Source organism: Sphingomonas olei, from assembly GCF_045369765.1.
GTDB classification, from domain to species: domain Bacteria; phylum Pseudomonadota; class Alphaproteobacteria; order Sphingomonadales; family Sphingomonadaceae; genus Sphingomonas; species Sphingomonas panaciterrae.
In genome coordinates, this window is record NZ_JBIQEU010000010.1 from 60,316 (window position 1) to 78,192 (window position 17,877).

Consider the following 17,877-nt stretch of genomic DNA (forward strand, 5'->3'; position numbering starts at 1 on the left):
GCTCCCCCTGTTTACTTCGCCCCCGCAAGCATCAGCAATGTGGCGAGGCTCACCGCCATGCTGTCCACGTCCTTTGGCTTGTCGACCACCATCGCCTCTTCCAGCGAATGCGCCCGCATCGTCTGGAAGCCGGATCCCAGCGTCACCGCCGGGATGCCAAGGCTCATCGGAATGTTGGAATCGGTCGATCCCGCGCCATAGCTGGGCGTGAAGCCCGCTGCCTTGGTGACGGCGGTCGCGATCTGGACGATGTCGGTCGACGACGCCGTGGTGCCGACCGGCCGGTCACCGACCTGCTTCGCCTCATAGGTGATCTTGCCCTTGGCGGTGGACCGCGCGGCGTTCTCCGCCGCTACTGCGCCCGGCAACATGGCGAGGAAGTTCTTCTCCACCGTGTCCAGTTCGGCCTTGCCGACCGACCGCATGTCCACCGTCATCGCGGTCGAAAACGGGATCGAATTGACCGAGGTGCCACCTTCCAGCAGGCCGACATTGTACACGGTGCGCGGTTCCGCCGGCACCTTCATCTTGCCGAACTCGACCATCGCATTGGCCATGGCATTGGCGGGGTTCACCAGGCCGAAATCGCCCATCGAATGGCCGCCCGGCCCCGAGAATGTCACCTTGTAGCGCTTCGATCCGACCCCCGCATTGGTGATGCGCCCCGCGCGCCCCGGCTCCAGCGAGATGAAGTAGCCGATCCGACCCTTCAGCGGCCCCTTGGTGAACAGATAGCGCGTGCCGCGCAGATCGCCCGGCCCTTCCTCGCCGACATTGCCCATGAAGACGATGTCCGACTTGGTCGTGAACTTCGCCTCGTTCATCGCGCGGATGAATGCCAGCAGCACCGGCAGGCTCGACGTATCGTCGCCGATGCCCGGCGCGTAGAGCATGTTGCCTTCACGCCGCACCTTCACGTTGGTGCCTTCGGGGAACACCGTATCAAGGTGCGCGGTGATGACGATCAGCGGCCCGCCGCCGGTGCCCTTGCGGGTGCCGTACACATTGCCTTCCGCGTCGGTGGTCAGGTCAGTCAGCCCCTCGGCGCCCAGCATCTCCAGGAATGCGGCGGCGCGCTTGGCTTCCTTGAAGGGCGGCGCCTCGATCTCGGTCAGCGTGATGACATCCGCCACGATGCGATCGTGATCGGCGGCAAGCTTGGCCTTGGCGGCGGCGAACTTGGGGCTGGACAGGAACTGCTTGGCTGCCGCGTCCCGGTTCTGCGCGACTGCCGCTGCCGGCACCATCGCGCTCGCCAGCAATGCCAAGGTCAACAGCGTCTTCATTCATGCCCCCTCGTTGCGATGTACCGCCGGCGACCGCGGCGACCAACGTGTCGCCGGTACCGCCGCGTCGGCACCATGTGTGTCGCGCCGCTCTTGCAGTCACGATCGCCTGTTCACCGCATGCTACTCACGAAAGTGGCGGGGACGAGTGCCAATCGCGTCAGGGAACTGATTGATTGTTCAACGTCGCATAACCGCAGGCTAAGCGCCTCGCCCCCACTCACCCCGCGCATATGCGACCGTGCGCTCGGCAAGAACGTCGGTGGCGTCGATCAGCGGCACGGGAAGCTCGCCGTCGGCGATCACCAGCGGCACTTCGGTACAGCCGGCGATGATAATCTCTGCGCCCTGATCCAGCAGGTGGTGCGCCGTTGCGCGTACCCCAGCCGTGCCCACATCAAGCTCGCCCCGCTTGATTTGCCAGATCGCGTCCATGAACGCTGCCCGTGCCGCATCGTCGGGTGTGACAGCGGTGAGCCCGGCCGCATCCAGCGCGCGTTCGTACAGCTTCGCTTCCGCCGCGCCAGCGACGGCAAGGACGCCGATCCGCCGCGCCTCGGGATGGCGGCGACGGACGGCGGCCACTGCCTCGTCGATCAGGTGAACGAAGGGCAGCGGCGTGGCGGCGCGCACCGCATCGGCAAAGGCGTGCGCGGCGTTGCATGGCATCGCCAGCACGCCCGCCCCCGCCGCCGCCAACCCGCGCGCCATCGCGGCGAGCGCCGGGGCCGGCGACGGACCGGTGCCCGCGATCGCGGCATTGCGATCGGGCAGCGCGGGATTGCTGTCGGCAATCACCCGCACATTGTCCTGCTCCCGCGCTGCGCCGCGTTGCGAGTGGCGCAGGACCTTCGCCATGAAATCGATCGTCGCGGCGGGGCCCATGCCCCCCAGCACGCCGATCGCCAGCGGGTGGTCGGTCATCAGAAGGCAGCGTCGCCGGTAAACAGCGGCTGGTATGCATAGAGCGCGGGCGAGCCACCGGTGTGAACAAAGAGCACGCGCTCATCCGCATGGATCTCGCCGGAACGGACCATGCCGATCAGCCCCGCCGCCGCCTTCCCGGTATAAACCGGATCCAGCAGCACCCCTTCGAGCGAGGCGAACAGGCGTACCGCCTCGACCATCTCCTCGGTCGGCAGCGAATAGCCGGGCCCGACCCATTCGTCGCGGCATTCGATCTCGTCCGGCGTGATCTCGGGTACGACCCCGGCCAGCGCGGCAACCTCCCGCGCCAGGCGAAGCACATTCGCCTCCTGCTCCGCGCGGGGACGCCGCACGTTGACGCCCGTCACCGGAATGCCCGCGCTGTTGCCGATCAGGCCGGCGACGATCCCCGCATGGGTACCGGCGCTGCCGCTCGCCACGACGATCCGGTCAAACGCGACGCCATCGGCAAACGACTGCTGAAGGATTTCCTCGGCGCAGGCGACATAGCCGAGCGCGCCCAGCGGGTTGGAGCCGCCACCGGGGATGATGTAGCCGCGCCGCCCCTCGGCCGCGAGGTCGCCGGCGATCTTCTCCATCGCGGCCTGAAGATCATCGCCCAGCGCGACCACCGTCACGGCCTCGACGCCGAGCAGGTCGAACAGTAAATTGTTGCCCGACGCGGTCTTGTCATAGCTGTCCGGCACACGCTGCTCGAGCACGAGGCGGCATTTCAGCCCCTCGCGAACCGCGGCGGCCAGCGTCAGGCGGCAATGGTTGCTCTGCACTGCGCCGACCGTGATCAGCGTATCCGCGCCCTGCGCCAGCGCATCAGCAACCAGGAATTCGAGCTTGCGGGTCTTGTTGCCCCCACCGGTCAGGCCGAGCAGGTCGTCACGCTTGATGAAGAGCTCCGGCCCGCCGAGCGCCTTGGTCAGATGCGGCATGGGCTCGATCGGGGTTGCGCCGGGCGTGTAGCGCCGGCGCGCGAAACGCGCGAGATTCATGATGGTCGGCTCCGATCCTGCTGGTCGGGGCGTTCAACGCCCGGACGACCCTTTGGTGTTCCACGATCGTCCAGCGCCGTCTCCGGCCGTCATGGGGACTGGATCGATCTCCTGCACCGCAGTTCACACAGCAGGCCGTTGTTCGACAAGCTTTCAGTGTTGGCGGGCACCCATAGCATTTCGGCAATCATCCCGCTCGGCGCTCGGCCCCTGCGCCTCGATCATCCCCGCCATGAGGTCGGTGAAGCTGCGCGCGACCCGCGACAGCGGATGCGCGGAGAGATGCTGGACCGACAGGCCAAAGGTCACGGCCGGTTCGATCGGGCGGAAATGCAGGTCGTCGCCGACAAAGGCCTGGGCGGTGAACTGGTCGACGATCGCAACCCCCGATCCACTCCGCGCCAGCGCCGCCGCGATATAGACGGACTTCACCTGGATCGCGGGCGTGCTCTTCAGCGTGCCGGCCATGACAGGCGCAATCAGGTCGCCGATCGACACGCTCGGCGCGAGCCCGATCAGTTCCTGGCTGCGCAGAAGATCGATCGGTATCGCACTTAAATCACGGTCAAACATGCCCTCGACGAACAGCGCGCCGACGCACCCCTGCCCGAGCGAGAAGGCAGCGATCTCGGGGTCACCTACCGCATGGTGACCAATCACGAAGTCGCACTCGCGCGACATCAGCGCCGCGCGGAATTCGTCATGGTGGATCGCCGACACCTCAAAGGTCACACGCGGCCACTTCTGCCGAAAGACCGAGATCGCGCGCGGCAGCTTCGCAAGCGCCAGCGAGGGAAGCACACCGATCCGGATATGCCCCTCCGACGGCGAGCGCAGGTTGCGCGCCGCCCGCTGGAAGGTGTCGATCCGGCTGTGCAGATCGTCCACCTCGCGAAACAGGATATGCGCTTCCTCGGTCGGGGTCAGCCGGCCGCGCACCAGGGTGAACAACCGGAAGCCGAGCCGGCTTTCGGCATGCTTCACGATCTTGCTGACCGATGGCTGGGATACATTCAGCAGACGCGACGCACCGCTGATCGATCCCACGGAATAGACGGCGTGAAACACCTCGATGTGGCGCAGGTTCATGACGCTCCCCGGTTGATCTTGCTCTCGTCCCTGCTGCGGCGTTTTATGGTTATGAAGGAACGTTATCAGATCGAGCAGCGTTTTCGCCAGACCTCTGGCGACCTGGAACATAACTTTTTGTTCTAACCTGCTTATGCCTTTTGCATGTGTCCGACCACAATCGGCACATCCCATGGCATCAATGAAACAGCGGCACCCCGCGGCCCGGGCAATCGCCGCAGCTTCCGCCCCGTTGCGCCCGGCGGCGTTTGGCGCTTAGCGTCACGGCATGGCTACACGCGTGCTACGATGGTTGCTGAAGGCGGCGTTCTGGTTCGTCGCCCTGTCGGTGTTGCTGGTCGTCGCGCTCCGCTTCGTGCCGCCGCCGTTCACCTTCACGATGCTCGGCGATCTCCTGGCCGGCCGCTCCGTCACCAAGCAATGGATGCCGCTCGATCGGATCGATCCCGACATGGCGCGGGCCGCGATCGCCGGGGAGGACGCCAAATTCTGCAGCCATCACGGCTTCGACCTGGAGGCGATTGCCGGCGCCGCCTATCGCAACGCGCAAGGAGGCCGGATTCGCGGGGGCTCCACAATCAGCCAGCAGACGGCGAAGAACGTCTTCCTCTTCCAGGGCGGCGGCTACATCCGCAAGGCGTTCGAGGCATGGTTCACCCTCCTGATCGAGGCGATCTGGGGCAAGCGGCGGATCATGGAGGTCTATCTCAACGTCGCGGAAACCGGCATCGGCACCTATGGCGCCGAGGCGGGCGCGCAGCGCTATTTCAATCACTCGGCGAGCAAGCTGACGCCGACCGAGGCGGCCCGCATCGCCGCGGTACTGCCCTTGCCGAAGAAGCGCGAGGCTGTCGCGCCCAGCGGCTTTGTCCGCCGCCACGGCAATACGATCGCTCGCTACGTCGGCGTGGTCCGCCGGCAGGGGCTGGACGCCTGTATCCGGCCGCCCAACCCCTGATCGACGAAATTACTTGGTAGCGCCCTCGATCGCGGCACCAGCCTTGTCGGCCGTGTCGCCGACGCTCTTGGCGGCCGAGCTGATCGCCCGGGTTTCCATATTGTCGTTCTTCGACTGATTGAACAGGAAGAAGGCGGCAACCACGACCGCCAGCAGCACGGCAAGCCCGATCAGCATGCCGCCACCGCCCCCACGCCGCTCGATGATCGTCGTATTCGGCGTGGAGGTCTCGGTCACACGTTCGTCGGTCATGTGTTTCTCCATCATTACTGATGAAGCGCAACGTTGACCGATCAATTGTTGTTCCAGCGCTGCAATGAAGCGCGCCGCGGCTACATCATCAGAACGGCAGCTTGAAGCCCGGCGGCAGCGGCAGGCCGCTCGTCATCTTCGCCATTTCCTGTGACGACACGGCATCTGCCTTGGTGCGCGCATCGTTGAACGCTGCGGCGACCAGATCTTCCAGCATCTGCTTCTCGCTCGGCACGATCAGCGAATCGTCGATCGATACTGACAGGATGCGACCCTTGGCACTCGCCTTGATCTTCACCAGGCCGCCCCCGGAAACACCCTCGACCTCGATCTTGTCGAGCGTGTTCTGCGCCTCGTCCATCTGCTTCTGGACATTCTCTGCCGCGCTCTGCGCTGCGGCGAGAAGCTCGTTGATATCCTTCACGCGCTATTCCTCTTGTTAGGCCAATCGATAAGTTCGGCGTCCGGAAACGCCTCCATTGCCGCCTGCACGATGGGCGAGGCGAGCACCGCCTGGCGTTCCGCCTCCGCGACGGCGTCCTGCGCCTCCTTCAGCGTTGGCTCACCCGGCGCATCAAGCAGGCTGAGCTTCCACGCGACACCTGTGATTGTCCGCAGCGCCGCCGCCGTTTCCGACAATGTATCGGCGGCGATCGGCCGAGTGCCGCTCAGCACAATCTCCGGCGGCTGGTAGCTGACGATCCGCGCCCCATGTGCCAGCCGCACGGCCAGCAGATGATGGCCATGCACCTCCATCTGCTCGACAAGGGCGGCAAAGGTCTCGGGCATCGCGGGCGCGGCCGGTTCCTCTACCACCGCGACCGGCGCCGGCGCGGGTGCGGGTGCGGCCGCGCTGGCAGACTGCGGCGAGGTGGCGGCAGGGCCCTCCCCCTTGGTGATCGCGCGGGCAAGCTCGCCCGGGTCGGGCAAGGACCGGGCATGGATCACCCGCAGCAGCGTCATTTCCGCCGCCTCGATCGGCAACGCGGCGCGCGCCACCTCGTCATGCCCCTTCAGCAGCAATTGCCAAAGGCGGTGGAGCAGCGGGAAGGATAACGCCTCCGCCCATTCGCGATAGGCCGCGCGCTCCTCGGCGGGCTGTGCCGGGTCCTCGGCCGTCCCGACCTTGGTCAGCGTGATGCCGTGCACCGCCTCCAGCAGCGCACGCAGCACGCCGGTGGGATCGACGCCGTAATCATATTGCCGCCGCAGCGCGGCCAGCGCCCCCGGCGCATCGCCGGCGAGCAGCAGCGCCAACAGGTCGCGCACCGCGCCGCGGTCGGACAGCCCCAGCATCTCGCGCACCGCGGCGGCGGATACGCCGCTGCCCTCGGTATCGGCATGGGCGATCGCCTGGTCCAGGATCGACAGGCCGTCGCGCGCCGATCCCTCCGCCGCCCGCGCGATCAGCGCCAGCGCCTCGGGCTCGGCCGACACGCCTTCCTGCGTGCTCACCGCGGCGAAATGCTCAGCCAGCTTCTCCGCCGGGATGCGGCGCAGGTCGAACCTTTGGCATCGCGACAGGACAGTGACCGGCACCTTGTTCACCTCGGTCGTGGCGAACAGGAATTTCACATGCCCCGGCGGCTCCTCCAGCGTCTTGAGCAACCCGTTGAAGGCCGCCTTGGACAGCATGTGGACTTCGTCGATGATGTAGATCTTGTAGCGCGCCGACACCGCGGCATAGCGCGACGCCTCGATGATCTCGCGGATGTCGTCGATGCCGGTATGGCTCGCCGCGTCCATCTCGATCACGTCGATATGCCGGCCTTCCGCGATCGCGCGGCACGGCTCGCACACGCCGCAGGGATCGATCGTTGGCCCGCCGGTGCCATCGGGGCCGATGCAGTTCAGCGCCTTGGCGATCAGCCGCGCGGTCGACGTCTTGCCGACACCACGCACCCCGGTGAGCAGAAAGGCATGGGCGATGCGGTCACGCCGGATCGCGTTCTCCAGCGTCCGCACCATCGCTTCCTGGCCGATCAGCGCCTGAAACGTCTGCGGGCGATATTTACGCGCCAGCACGCGATACGCTTCCCCACCACGCGTTGGCTGCGCGGGTTCGTCCAGGCCGAGAAGAGAGTCGCTCATCGGCGCCTATCTAGTCTCGCCGGCCGCGCTTGTCGAAGGGGCTGTTTGCCAATTGGCGAGGGGGAGCGCTGCGTCGCGCTGCGCACTGCGGTGGGAGCCGGAACGACCCGCAGCGAAATCGTTGTGGCTGCTTCCGTCAGGATCTGACCAGGTTGGCGACGACTACGTCCGCCCGACTCCCGGGGCGCCATATGGCCGAGCAATGCGCGGTGTTCAAGTGCGCGCGATACGCGCCGTCAGGCCGTCCATCGCATCGTCCAGCACGATCTGGCACGACAGCCGGCTGGTGCGCGTCGCACCGGGCGCCAGATCGAGCATATCCTCCTCTTCCTCGCTCGCTGGCGGCAAGCGGTCGAAGTCGGCCGCGTCGATGATGACATGGCAGGTCGCGCACGCCATCTGCCCCTCGCACGTCCCCTCCAGCGGCATGCCGATCCGCTGACCCACGTCGAGCAGCCGCTCCCCGGCCGCCGCATCGGTGTCGATCGCCCGGCCATCCTCGTCGATGAAACGGATCTTCATGCCATCATCAGCTGCGCGTCGGCAGCCGCGACGATCGCATCCAGCCCGGCGCGAAGGTCCGCCTCGGTGGTGTAGCGGCCAAAGCCCAGCCGGATGGACGACCGCGCATCGGCATCGAGCAGCCCGATCGCCTTCAGCACATGGCTGGTCCGCCCCGAACCGCTGGCGCACGCCGATCCGGCCGAAAAGGCGACGTCACGGCAATCGCTCATCAACCGCGCCACATCCAGGCCGCGGCGACGGACGTTGAGATTGCCGCAATAGCGGTGCTCCGCCGATCCGTTGATCGTCCAGCCGCTCAGCCGCTCGGTGGCGAGTGCCCACAGCCGTTCGACATGCGTCGCATCCGCCTCGTACCGCTCGCCCATCAGCCGCGCTGCCACGCCAAATCCGACGCACAGCGCCGGGCTCAGCGTGCCGGAGCGGCCACCCTCCTGGTCGCCGCCATGCAGCAGCGGCTCGATCGACACGCCGTCGCGCACCCACAAGGCGCCGATCCCCTTTGGCCCGTGGATCTTGTGCGCGGAAATCGCCACCAGGTCGCATTCCTCGGGGATGGCGATGCGGCCATATCCCTGCACCGCGTCGCACAGCACCAACGTGCCATGCCGCTTCGCCGCGCGTACCAGTTCCGGCAGCGGCTGGATCACGCCGATCTCATTGTTGACCAGCATCGCCGCCAGCACGCCCGCGCCCTGCCCCAGTACGCGATGCGCCACCCACAGGTCGATGCGTCCATCGGGGCGCACCGGCAACACGGTCAGCTCGCGTCCGCGCGCCTGCTCGGCGCGGACCGTGTCCAGCACCGCGGCATGTTCGCTGGCGATGGTGATGATCGAACCCGACGTTCCCTTCAGCGCCCAGTTCAGCGCCTCTGTCGCCCCGCTGGTGAAGATCACGCGCCCGCCTGGCGGCAGCAATTGCGCCACCTGTTCGCGCGCCACCTCGACCGCCGCTCGCGCCGCGCGACCCAGCCGGCTCGGCGAATGGGGATTGGCGAACTGATCGCGCAGCCACGGCACCATCGCCTCGAACGCTTCGGGGGCGAGCGGGGTCGTCGCCTGATAATCGAGGTAGATCACGCCGCCAGCACCCGCGCGCCGCGCGCCATGTCACGCCAGGCCGAAATGAACCGCTGGACGGCCGATCTGTCCGTGGTGCGGCCAAAGCTTACCCGAATGACCTCGCGGCAGGCCTCTTCCGACCATCCCATGGCGCGCAGCACATGGCTCGGCTTCAGGCTGCCGCTCGCGCACGCGCTGCCGGCCGACACCGAAATGCCTGCCATGTCGAGGCGGATCAGCTGCGCGTTGGCGCTCATGCCGGCCAGCCGGTAACTGCCGATCGCCGGGTGACGGGGCGCGTTTTTCGCCACCACTTCACCGCCCGAACGCATGATGGCGTCGTCAAGAATAGCTCGCAACTCCCTGTGATCTGCCTCATTCTCGCCGAGCGCTGCGGCATAACCCAGCACCCCGGGCACATTCTCCGTTCCCGCGCGATAGCCCCGTTCCTGCCCGCCGGTGGGCTGGAGCGTCGCCAGATCGCGAACCAGAAGCGCCCCCACCCCCGGCGGCCCGCCCCGCTTGTGCGCGGACATTGCGATGAAATCCGCATGGGCCGCCAGCGCATCCGACGCCGGCATCTGCGCCGCATCGACCAGCAACAGCCCGCCAGCGGCTTGCACGATCTCCGCAATCTCGGCGATCGGCTGGATCACGCCCGTCTCGCTATTGCACCACTGGATGCAGATGATCGGCCGCCCCCCCGCGCCGTCGCTGCTCCAGCAGGCGTGCTCCCGCAGCGCCGCCACATCGACAAGCCCGTGCGCCGTCACCGGCAGCACATGGGCCTGCTCGCCCGCCGCGCGCATCACTGCGTCATGCTCGACCGCGGAAATGAAGCGTGGTCCGGCAACCGCCCGGCCAAGCGCGATGGCCAGCGATTCACTCGCCCCGCTCGTCAACAGCACCTCATGCTGCCAGCCATAGGCGGTGCCGATCGCACGCCGCGCTTCCTCAAGCGCGGCACGCGCCGCGCGTCCCTCGGCATGGGGCGACGACGGGTTGGCCCATAGCGCCACGCCCCGCGCCATCGCCTCACGCGCGGCAGGGGTGATAGCGGTGGTTGCAGCATGGTCCAGATAGAGGCGCTCGGGCAAAACTCGTTCCATATTCCGATGCATCCCCTATATAGTGCGGCGTTCATGGCGCCACACCCGGCGCCCTCCACAGACAAGAGTAACGATGCCTGAAGTGATCTTTCCTGGCCCCGAGGGCCGCCTCGAGGGACGTTTTGCACCCGCCCCGAAGCCGCGCGCACCGGTGGCGATGATTCTGCATCCGCACCCTACCGCCGGCGGCACGATGAACAACCACATCGTCCAGGCGCTCTACAAGACCTTTCAGCGTCGCGGCTTCGCTACCCTGCGCTTCAACTTCCGCGGCGTCGGCAAGAGCCAGGGCACGTTCGACAATGGCGTCGGCGAGCTTTCCGACGCTGCCAGCGCGCTGGATTGGGTGCAGAGCTTCCACCCCGAGGCGCAGACGACCTGGATCGCGGGCTTCAGCTTCGGTGCCTGGATCGGCATGCAGCTGCTGATGCGCCGTCCGGAAATCCGCGGCTTCATCTCGATCGCCCCGCCGGCCAATCTCTACGACTTCACCTTCCTCGCCCCGTGCCCCTCGTCGGGCATCATCATCCAGGGCGCCGAGGATGAAGTGGCGACCCCGCCGGCCACGCAGAAGCTGGTCGACAAGCTGCGCACCCAGAAGCACATCACCATCCATCACGATGTGATCCCGGGCGCCAACCACTTCTTCGAGCATGAGATGGACGACCTGATGAAGTCGGTCGATGGCTATCTCGACATGCGGCTCGACCCCAACTGCCCGATCAAGTAATCGGTGTGGCAGCGAGCGGCACCGCGCCGCTCGCTGCACCCATCGCGCTGTGACGCGTCATAGCGTCCAAATTGCGACATTGCCGAACAGCACCAGCGCCATGATGATCAGCAGCCAGCCACGCTTCGGATCGCGGCGGGACCGAATCATCCAGCCTCCGCCCAGGACACAGGCGAAAGCCGCGAGCATCGCGATCGCGGGGGCTGCATTGGCAATGGCGTCCATGATGTCCTTCTGACTGTGATGTAATTGCCGGCCGCCCGCGCTGGCCGTGTCTGCATATTGATCAGGCGCCGCCTACAGCGTGTCGCGCGTTAGCCGCCGGCGAGCACCCGCGCATAAGCGGCCGTATCCACGTTGCCGCCTGACAGGATCACCAACGTGCCCGGCTCGGCCGCGACCTTCCCGGCGAGCAGGGCAGCCAGGGCAACCGCGCCGCCCGGCTCCACCACCAGCCGCAGCTTCTCGGCTGCCCAGCGCTGTGCGGCCGCAACCTGTTCCTCGCTCACCGCCACGCCCTGCGCATCGCGACGCGCCAACACGTCAAAGGTCAGCGACGCCACCTGTTTGGTCATCAACGCATCGCACGCCGTCGTCGGCGGCGAATCCTCGACCGGCAGTATCCAGCTCGCCTCCAGGCTGCGGCGCATGTCGTCCCACCCCTCGGGCTCCGCCACGGTAATGGCCGCCTCGGGAAGCGCCAGCGCCAGGCCGGCGGCCAGGCCACCGCCACCGCATGGCACCAGGACGCGCGTGGGTGCGCCCAGCCCGGCCGCCTCCATCTGGGCCGCGGCCTCGATCCCGGCGCTGCCCTGCCCCTCGATGATCCACGGATCATCGAAGCTGGGGACGAGCGTGGCGCCGCGCGCCTCGGCCAGCGATGCGGCTATCTGCTCACGCGACTCGGTGTGGCGGTCATAGCGGACAACCTCGGCACCCAGCGCCAGCGTGCCCTCGACCTTCGCGCGTGGCGCGTCAGACGGCATGACGACGCTAGCCGGCATACCCAGGCGCCGCGCCGCCCAGGCGATTCCCTGCGCATGGTTGCCGCTCGAAAATGCCACCACGCCGCGCGCCCGCGCCGCATGGTCCATCGCGGTCAGCCTGTGCCACGCGCCGCGGATCTTGAACGCACCGATCGGCTGCAGCGATTCTGCCTTGAACGCGACCGGGATCCCCTTGATCTCGCTCACGAATAAGGGGGTCGGGGGCAGGATCGCAGCGATCTTCGCCGCAGCGTCGCGGACGCCTGCACGGGTGGGCTGTCGCAAAATGGTCACGGGCCACCCTTTGCCGGGAAACACTACCCCGGAAAAGGTCTTTACATATGGGGTCTCTAAACCTAACTCGCGCCTCCGCTGCCCCATGGGACTTCCACCGCAAGGCAGTGATTTCGTCAACTGAAGACCGGGGGGCCCGCCTCCCTGGCATTGGAGGTCCCTTGAATTGCACCAGGATCATCGCGCGCTGGGGCTAGCGCCCCTCTCGACCGTTGCCTGCAACTCCGTTTCGGGCGCCATCGACATCGCACAGGGCAAGCCGGTCGAGCCGGTCACGCTCGTGCGTCCGCACGCCGCGGCACGCGCCGCCCGGTTCTTCGTAGAGAAGTTCCCGGGTCGCTCGATGTATGCCGTGAAGGCGAATCCGTCGCCCGAGCTCATCCAGATTCTCTGGGAGAACGGCATCACGCATTTCGACGTCGCCTCGATCGGCGAAGTGCGCATGGTTGCCCGCACGGTGCCGGAGGCCACCTTGTGCTTCATGCACCCGGTGAAGGCCGAGGAGGCCATTGCCGAGGCGTACTTCAAGCACGGTGTCCGCACGTTCAGCCTCGATTCGCTCGAAGAGCTCGACAAGATCATGCGCGCGACGCGCAATGCGGCCGACCTGACGCTCTGCGTCCGGCTACGCGTGTCGTCCGAGCATTCGAAGCTCAGCCTCGCGTCGAAGTTCGGCGTGGCGCCGCAGGATGCCAAGCCGCTGCTGTTCGCCGCGCGCCAGGCGGCCGACGCGCTCGGCATCTGCTTCCACGTCGGCAGCCAGGCGATGACGCCGGAGGCTTATTCGGATGCGATGGAGCGGGTGCGCGGCGCAATCGTCGATGCGGCGGTGACGGTCGACGTGATCGACGTTGGTGGTGGGTTCCCGTCGTCCTACCCGGGCATGGAGCCGCCGCCGCTCGAGCTCTATTTCGAGACGATCCACCGCGCGTTTGAGAGCCTGCCGATCAGCTATTCGGCGGAGCTGTGGGCGGAGCCGGGTCGTGCCTTGTGCGCCGAGTACAGCAGCGTCGTCGTGCGCGTCGAAAAGCGCCGCGGCAGCGAGCTGTACATCAACGACGGCGCCTATGGCGCGCTGTTCGATGCCGCACACATCGACTGGCGCTTCCCGGTGACGCTGCTGCGCGAGCCGCAGTCCACCGTGCGCGATCATCCCTTCTCCTTCTACGGCCCGACCTGCGACGATCTCGATCACATGGCCGGGCCGTTCCTGCTGCCGGCGGATGTCGAAGCAGGCGATTACATCGAGATCGGGATGCTCGGCGCCTATGGCTCGGCGATGCGCACGGCCTTCAACGGCTTCGGATCGGACGAGACGGTGATCGTCGAGGACGAGCCGATGGTGTCGCTCTACGCCGAGGTGGAACGCGAAGCTGCGTCCAACGTCGTAAAGCTGTAACCGACCGATTACATTGAGATAGACGGCGGCGCTCGCAGGGGCGCCGTCGTTCTTACGGGTTAACGCGTCCCCTTCCGAACGACGTGTGCCATCATGCGAGAAGCACCCATGACTGACACCCTCACGAAGACCGCGGCGGCAAACGCGCCGATCAACGACACCCGCAAGGCGGAATTGCTATCGAAGCAGGTCAAGCACATCGACATCAAGTCGTTCGATGCGCGCCCGATCGTCGACGCGATGAGCGACATGAGCTTCACTAGCCGCGACCTCGGCCGCGCGACGAAGATCTACAACGAGATGCTGGCCGACAAGGACTGCACCGTGTGCCTGGTGATCGCGGGATCGACCAGCGCAGGCGGCTGCATGGACCTGTATGCCGATCTGGTGCGCAACAACATGGTCGACGTGATCGTCGCCACCGGCGCCACCATCGTCGACATGGATTTCTTCGAAGGTCTTGGCCACAAGCACTATCAGGCGCTTGAAATCCCTGATGATGATACGCTGCGCTCGCTCTACATCGACCGCATCTACGACACGTATATCGACGAGGAGCAGCTGCAGGACTGCGACTTCACGATCAACAAGATCGCGAACGAGCTGGAGCCCAAGGCCTATTCCTCGCGCGCCTTCATCCGCGAGATGGGCAAGTATCTCGTCGAGCACGGCAAGAAGGAGAACAGCCTCGTCAAGCTCGCCTATGAGCATGACGTGCCGATCTTCTGCCCGGCGTTTGTCGACTCGTCGGCCGGCTTCGGCCTCGTCAAGCACCAGGTCGACCGCGCCAAGGAAGGCAAGCCGTACATGATGATCGACGCGGTCGCGGACTTCCGTGAGCTGACCGAGATCAAGATCAAGGCCGGCACCACCGGGCTCCTCATGATCGGCGGCGGCGTGCCGAAGAACTTCATCCAGGACACCGTCGTCTGCGCCGAGATCCTCGGCCACGAGGATGTCGAGGTGCACAAGTACGCCGTGCAGATCACCGTCGCCGACGTGCGCGACGGCGCCTGCTCCTCCTCGACGCTGCAGGAAGCAGCTTCGTGGGGCAAGGTGAACACCGGCATCGAGCAGATGGTGTTCGCGGAAGCCGGCTCGGTGATGCCGCTGCTGGCGTCCGACGCCTATCACCGCGGTCACTGGAAGGATCGCGCAAAGCGCGCCTGGGCGAAGCTGTTCGCCTGATCGGCTTGACGTGACGAAGGGCCCGCGCCCCGCCCTGCCTCATCAGAGGCAGCGGCGTGGTGCGGGCCTTTTGCTTGTTAACCCTTCCAGACGTCGCATCGGCGCATTGTCCAGGCCGGCGTGACGCTGACAAGTCGCGCACCGGGCCTGCTCGCCGGCTGCGCGGGCATGCACCTCAATCTGGCTGGCGAAGCATCGACCAGAAGCGTGGCCCGCCCCCCGGCACGTGCCAGTCATCGACAATATCGAAGCCGAGGGCGCGATAGAAACCGAGGTTCCGCTCGGTCGCCGTCTCGAGATAGGCGGGCAGGCGCCCGGCCGCGCGGGACAGCCCCGCCCGCACCACGGCAGCGCCCAGACCCTTGCCCTGCGCAGCGGGATCACAGCCGGCAATGTGAAGGTACCAGAAGTCACCCGCCGGCATGTGCGCCTCGACCGCGTGCGAAACCTTCAGGGCGCGTGGAATGTTCGCCCCCAGCGCACGCCATAGCGGCCACGCCTGCCGCAGCATGGCGACCGCGCCGGTCGTGGCCTTGCCCGGGCCGCGCCACAGCGTCGCGGCCTCGCCCCCTGCCGTGACGACCCGCATCCCCGCCGCATCCGCATCGAACAGGATCGCGAACAATCGCGGCAGCCGACGCGCGCGCTCCGCCGGATCGGGAAAGATCCAGCTCATCGCCGGATCATCCGCGAACGCGCGCGCCAGCATCGCGGCAACCCGCGCCCGGTCAGCCCGGCCGGCATTGCGCATGCCGCTCACCCTCGATCTTCCAAAGGAACCGCAAAAGCCAAGGCCCAGACCATTGCCATCCCCTCCCCTCCTTTTCACCACTCCGGCCGCCGCGCAGCCACCGACAACGAAAAAGGGCGCCGATCGCTCGGCGCCCTTCGTCATTCAGCGGTGCGTCACGAGGCTTACGCCGCGTCGCTGCCGGCCTTTTTCTTTTCGGCATAGACGCGGATCGGTTCCTTGCGGCCGTCCACCACGTCCTTGTCGATCATCACCTCGTCCACCGATTCCATGCCCGGCAGGTCGAACATGGTGTCGAGCAGGATGCCCTCCAGGATCGATCGCAGGCCGCGCGCGCCGGTCTTTCGCTCGATCGCCTTCTTGGCGACCGTGACGAGCGCGTCGTCGGTGAAGCCCAGCTTCACTTCCTCCATCTCGAACAGCTTCTGGTACTGCTTGACCAGCGCGTTCTTCGGCTCGCTCAGGATCTTCACCAGCGCCGTCACGTCCAGGTCCTCGAGCGTCGCGATCACCGGCAGACGGCCGACGAACTCGGGGATCAGGCCGAACTTCAGCAGATCCTCCGGCTCGGTCTGGCGAAGGACTTCACCCGTGCGCTTTTCCTCCGGCGCCGCGACATAGGCGCCAAAGCCGATCGACTTGCCCTGCAAGCGGTCGCCGATGATCTTCTCGAGGCCCGAGAAGGCGCCGCCGCAGATGAACAGGATGTTCGTCGTGTCGACCTGCAGGAACTCCTGCTGCGGATGCTTACGCCCGCCCTGCGGCGGCACGGAGGCAGTGGTGCCCTCCATCAGCTTGAGCAGCGCCTGCTGCACGCCCTCGCCCGACACGTCGCGCGTGATCGACGGGTTCTCGGCCTTGCGGCTGATCTTGTCGATCTCGTCGATGTAGACGATGCCGCGCTGCGCCCGCTCGACGTTGTAGTCGGATGCCTGGAGCAGCTTCAGGATGATGTTCTCGACGTCCTCGCCGACATAGCCGGCCTCGGTCAGCGTCGTCGCGTCGGCCATGGTGAACGGCACGTCGAGGATGCGCGCCAGCGTCTGCGCCAGCAGCGTCTTGCCGCAGCCGGTGGGGCCGACGAGCAGGATGTTCGACTTGGCGAGTTCCACATCCGCACCCTTGGCGCCGTGGTTCAGCCGCTTGTAGTGGTTGTGCACCGCGACCGACAGCACGCGCTTGGCCTGCTTCTGCCCGATGACATAATCGTCGAGGACGTCGCAGATTTCCTGCGGGGTCGGCACGCCGCCGTCCTTCTTGGACACAAGCGCCGACTTGGTTTCCTCGCGGATGATGTCGTTGCACAGCTCCACGCACTCGTCGCAGATGAACACGGTCGGTCCTGCGATGAGCTTGCGAACCTCGTGCTGCGACTTGCCGCAGAAGGAGCAATAGAGCGTGCTCTTCGAGTCACCGCCGCTGAGCTTGGTCATTCAATCACATCCTTTGCCGGCCGGGCATGGTAACCCGGCCAGTCATGATCCGGCAATGCCGGAAAGAGGGCCAACGCCGATCAGGCGGCGGCAGCCGTATCTTCGGCCGGGGCAGGCCGCTTGTCGAACACCTCGTCGATCAGGCCGAATTCCTTGGCCTCATCCGAGCTCATGAACTTGTCACGATCCATCGCGCGCTCGATCACCTCGATCGGCTGGCCGGTGTACTTGGCGTACAACTCGTTCATCCGGTGCCGGATGCGCAGGATTTCGCGCGCCTGAATTTCGATGTCGCTGGCCATGCCCTGCGCACCGCCCGACGGCTGGTGGATCATGATCCGCGCATTGGTCAGCGCGACCCGCATCCCCGGCTCGCCCGCCGACAGCAGGAAACTGCCCATCGACGCGGCCTGACCGATGCACACGGTGCCGACGCGCGGCCGGATGTACTGCATGGTGTCGTGGATCGCCATGCCCGCCGTGACGACGCCGCCCGGCGAGTTGATGTACATGAAGATGTCCTTCTTCGGATTCTCCGACTCAAGGAACAGCAGCTGCGCCGTGATCAGGCTTGCCATGCCATCTTCAACGCCGCCGGTGACGAACACGATGCGCTCGCGCAGCAGGCGGCTGAAGATATCAAAGGACCGCTCGCCACGGTTCGACTGTTCGATGACGATCGGCACGAGACCTGCCTGCGTCTGCTGCATGCCGACGCCGGCGCGCGCAAGGGCGCCTGCAAAGTCGCCGGTCTCGAACGGGTTGTGCATGGAAGGCTCTCTCTTGTTCTT

General features: G+C 66.4%; 19 protein-coding genes and 1 other RNA gene. 4 read left to right on the top strand and 16 right to left on the bottom strand.

The window, feature by feature from the left end; translation table 11 throughout:
- Positions 1-11: 11 nt before the first annotated feature.
- The 4 genes from ACH0BU_RS12150 to ACH0BU_RS12165 all read right to left on the bottom strand — a co-directional run bounded on the left by ACH0BU_RS12150 (position 12) and on the right by ACH0BU_RS12165 (position 4,483).
- Positions 12-1,286, bottom strand: a complete 1,275-nt coding sequence (locus ACH0BU_RS12150) for a M20/M25/M40 family metallo-hydrolase (RefSeq protein WP_500264069.1) — start codon at positions 1,284-1,286, stop codon at positions 12-14.
- Positions 1,287-1,487: 201 nt separating this feature from the next.
- Positions 1,488-2,210, bottom strand: coding sequence for a cysteate racemase (gene cuyB, locus ACH0BU_RS12155; RefSeq protein ID WP_046410093.1), 723 nt, complete (start codon positions 2,208-2,210; stop codon positions 1,488-1,490).
- A complete protein-coding gene (cuyA, locus tag ACH0BU_RS12160) occupies positions 2,210-3,220 on the bottom strand; it encodes a D-cysteate sulfo-lyase (protein WP_046410092.1) in 1,011 nt (336 codons plus the stop codon). Before cuyA ends, cuyB begins: the two co-directional genes overlap by 1 nt.
- 153 nt (positions 3,221-3,373) lie before the next feature.
- A complete protein-coding gene (locus tag ACH0BU_RS12165) occupies positions 3,374-4,483 on the bottom strand; it encodes a LysR family transcriptional regulator (protein WP_500264070.1) in 1,110 nt (369 codons plus the stop codon).
- 94 nt (positions 4,484-4,577) lie between these two features.
- Between ACH0BU_RS12165 and mtgA the strand changes: the two genes are divergently transcribed.
- A complete protein-coding gene (mtgA, locus tag ACH0BU_RS12170) occupies positions 4,578-5,267 on the top strand; it encodes a monofunctional biosynthetic peptidoglycan transglycosylase (protein ID WP_125944437.1) in 690 nt (229 codons plus the stop codon).
- Positions 5,268-5,276: 9 nt separating this feature from the next.
- Here the strand turns inward: mtgA and ACH0BU_RS12175 are convergent, their stop codons facing one another.
- From ACH0BU_RS12175 to ACH0BU_RS12205, 7 genes are all read right to left on the bottom strand, one after another.
- Positions 5,277-5,519, bottom strand: coding sequence for a hypothetical protein (locus ACH0BU_RS12175; protein WP_046411634.1), 243 nt, complete (start codon positions 5,517-5,519; stop codon positions 5,277-5,279).
- Positions 5,520-5,607: 88 nt separating this feature from the next.
- Positions 5,608-5,943 (bottom strand): YbaB/EbfC family nucleoid-associated protein, encoded by a 336-nt coding sequence (locus ACH0BU_RS12180; protein ID WP_046410087.1) that lies wholly within the window; start codon positions 5,941-5,943, stop codon positions 5,608-5,610.
- Complete coding sequence (locus ACH0BU_RS12185; protein ID WP_046410086.1) at positions 5,940-7,610, bottom strand: DNA polymerase III subunit gamma/tau; 1,671 nt, start codon at positions 7,608-7,610, stop codon at positions 5,940-5,942. The genes ACH0BU_RS12180 and ACH0BU_RS12185 overlap by 4 nt, the downstream gene beginning before the upstream one ends.
- A gap of 86 nt (positions 7,611-7,696) precedes the next feature.
- An RNA gene (ffs, locus tag ACH0BU_RS12190) (signal recognition particle sRNA small type) lies at positions 7,697-7,794 on the bottom strand.
- A gap of 29 nt (positions 7,795-7,823) precedes the next feature.
- On the bottom strand, positions 7,824-8,132 hold the full coding sequence (locus ACH0BU_RS12195; RefSeq protein ID WP_046410084.1) for a 2Fe-2S iron-sulfur cluster-binding protein: 309 nt from the start codon (positions 8,130-8,132) through the stop codon (positions 7,824-7,826).
- The gene (locus tag ACH0BU_RS12200) at positions 8,129-9,214 is read right to left on the bottom strand and encodes a cysteine desulfurase family protein (protein ID WP_500264071.1); all 1,086 of its coding nucleotides are present in this window, start codon (positions 9,212-9,214) and stop codon (positions 8,129-8,131) included. The genes ACH0BU_RS12195 and ACH0BU_RS12200 overlap by 4 nt, the downstream gene beginning before the upstream one ends.
- Positions 9,211-10,305: a cysteine desulfurase family protein gene (locus ACH0BU_RS12205; protein WP_500264072.1), complete on the bottom strand. Its 1,095-nt coding sequence runs from the start codon at positions 10,303-10,305 to the stop codon at positions 9,211-9,213. The genes ACH0BU_RS12200 and ACH0BU_RS12205 overlap by 4 nt, the downstream gene beginning before the upstream one ends.
- A 73-nt stretch (positions 10,306-10,378) precedes the next feature.
- Here ACH0BU_RS12205 and ACH0BU_RS12210 point away from each other — a divergent pair, with 73 nt between their 5' ends.
- Positions 10,379-11,035, top strand: a complete 657-nt coding sequence (locus ACH0BU_RS12210) for an alpha/beta hydrolase (RefSeq protein WP_046410080.1) — start codon at positions 10,379-10,381, stop codon at positions 11,033-11,035.
- Positions 11,036-11,092: 57 nt separating this feature from the next.
- On the opposite strand, the gene ACH0BU_RS12215 is transcribed toward ACH0BU_RS12210, so the two are convergent.
- Both ACH0BU_RS12215 and ACH0BU_RS12220 read right to left on the bottom strand, forming a co-directional pair.
- Positions 11,093-11,260, bottom strand: coding sequence for a hypothetical protein (locus tag ACH0BU_RS12215; protein WP_046410078.1), 168 nt, complete (start codon positions 11,258-11,260; stop codon positions 11,093-11,095).
- Positions 11,261-11,349: 89 nt separating this feature from the next.
- Positions 11,350-12,315: a threonine ammonia-lyase gene (locus tag ACH0BU_RS12220; RefSeq protein ID WP_296221444.1), complete on the bottom strand. Its 966-nt coding sequence runs from the start codon at positions 12,313-12,315 to the stop codon at positions 11,350-11,352.
- Between the two features lie 166 nt (positions 12,316-12,481).
- On the opposite strand from ACH0BU_RS12220, the gene ACH0BU_RS12225 reads away from it, so the two are divergent.
- Together ACH0BU_RS12225 and ACH0BU_RS12230 are read left to right on the top strand one after the other, a co-directional pair.
- The gene (locus tag ACH0BU_RS12225) at positions 12,482-13,714 is read left to right on the top strand and encodes a type III PLP-dependent enzyme (protein ID WP_046410076.1); all 1,233 of its coding nucleotides are present in this window, start codon (positions 12,482-12,484) and stop codon (positions 13,712-13,714) included.
- A gap of 108 nt (positions 13,715-13,822) precedes the next feature.
- The gene (locus ACH0BU_RS12230) at positions 13,823-14,902 is read left to right on the top strand and encodes a 1,9-bis(guanidino)-5-aza-nonane synthase (protein ID WP_046410075.1); all 1,080 of its coding nucleotides are present in this window, start codon (positions 13,823-13,825) and stop codon (positions 14,900-14,902) included.
- Positions 14,903-15,077: 175 nt separating this feature from the next.
- On the opposite strand, the gene ACH0BU_RS12235 is transcribed toward ACH0BU_RS12230, so the two are convergent.
- The 3 genes from ACH0BU_RS12235 to clpP form a co-directional block, all read right to left on the bottom strand.
- Complete coding sequence (locus ACH0BU_RS12235; RefSeq protein ID WP_245995426.1) at positions 15,078-15,653, bottom strand: GNAT family N-acetyltransferase; 576 nt, start codon at positions 15,651-15,653, stop codon at positions 15,078-15,080.
- 164 nt (positions 15,654-15,817) lie between these two features.
- Positions 15,818-17,086, bottom strand: coding sequence for an ATP-dependent Clp protease ATP-binding subunit ClpX (clpX, locus tag ACH0BU_RS12240; RefSeq protein WP_046410073.1), 1,269 nt, complete (start codon positions 17,084-17,086; stop codon positions 15,818-15,820).
- A gap of 80 nt (positions 17,087-17,166) precedes the next feature.
- The gene (gene clpP / locus ACH0BU_RS12245) at positions 17,167-17,856 is read right to left on the bottom strand and encodes an ATP-dependent Clp endopeptidase proteolytic subunit ClpP (protein ID WP_046410072.1); all 690 of its coding nucleotides are present in this window, start codon (positions 17,854-17,856) and stop codon (positions 17,167-17,169) included.
- Between the last annotated feature and the right edge of the window lie 21 nt (positions 17,857-17,877).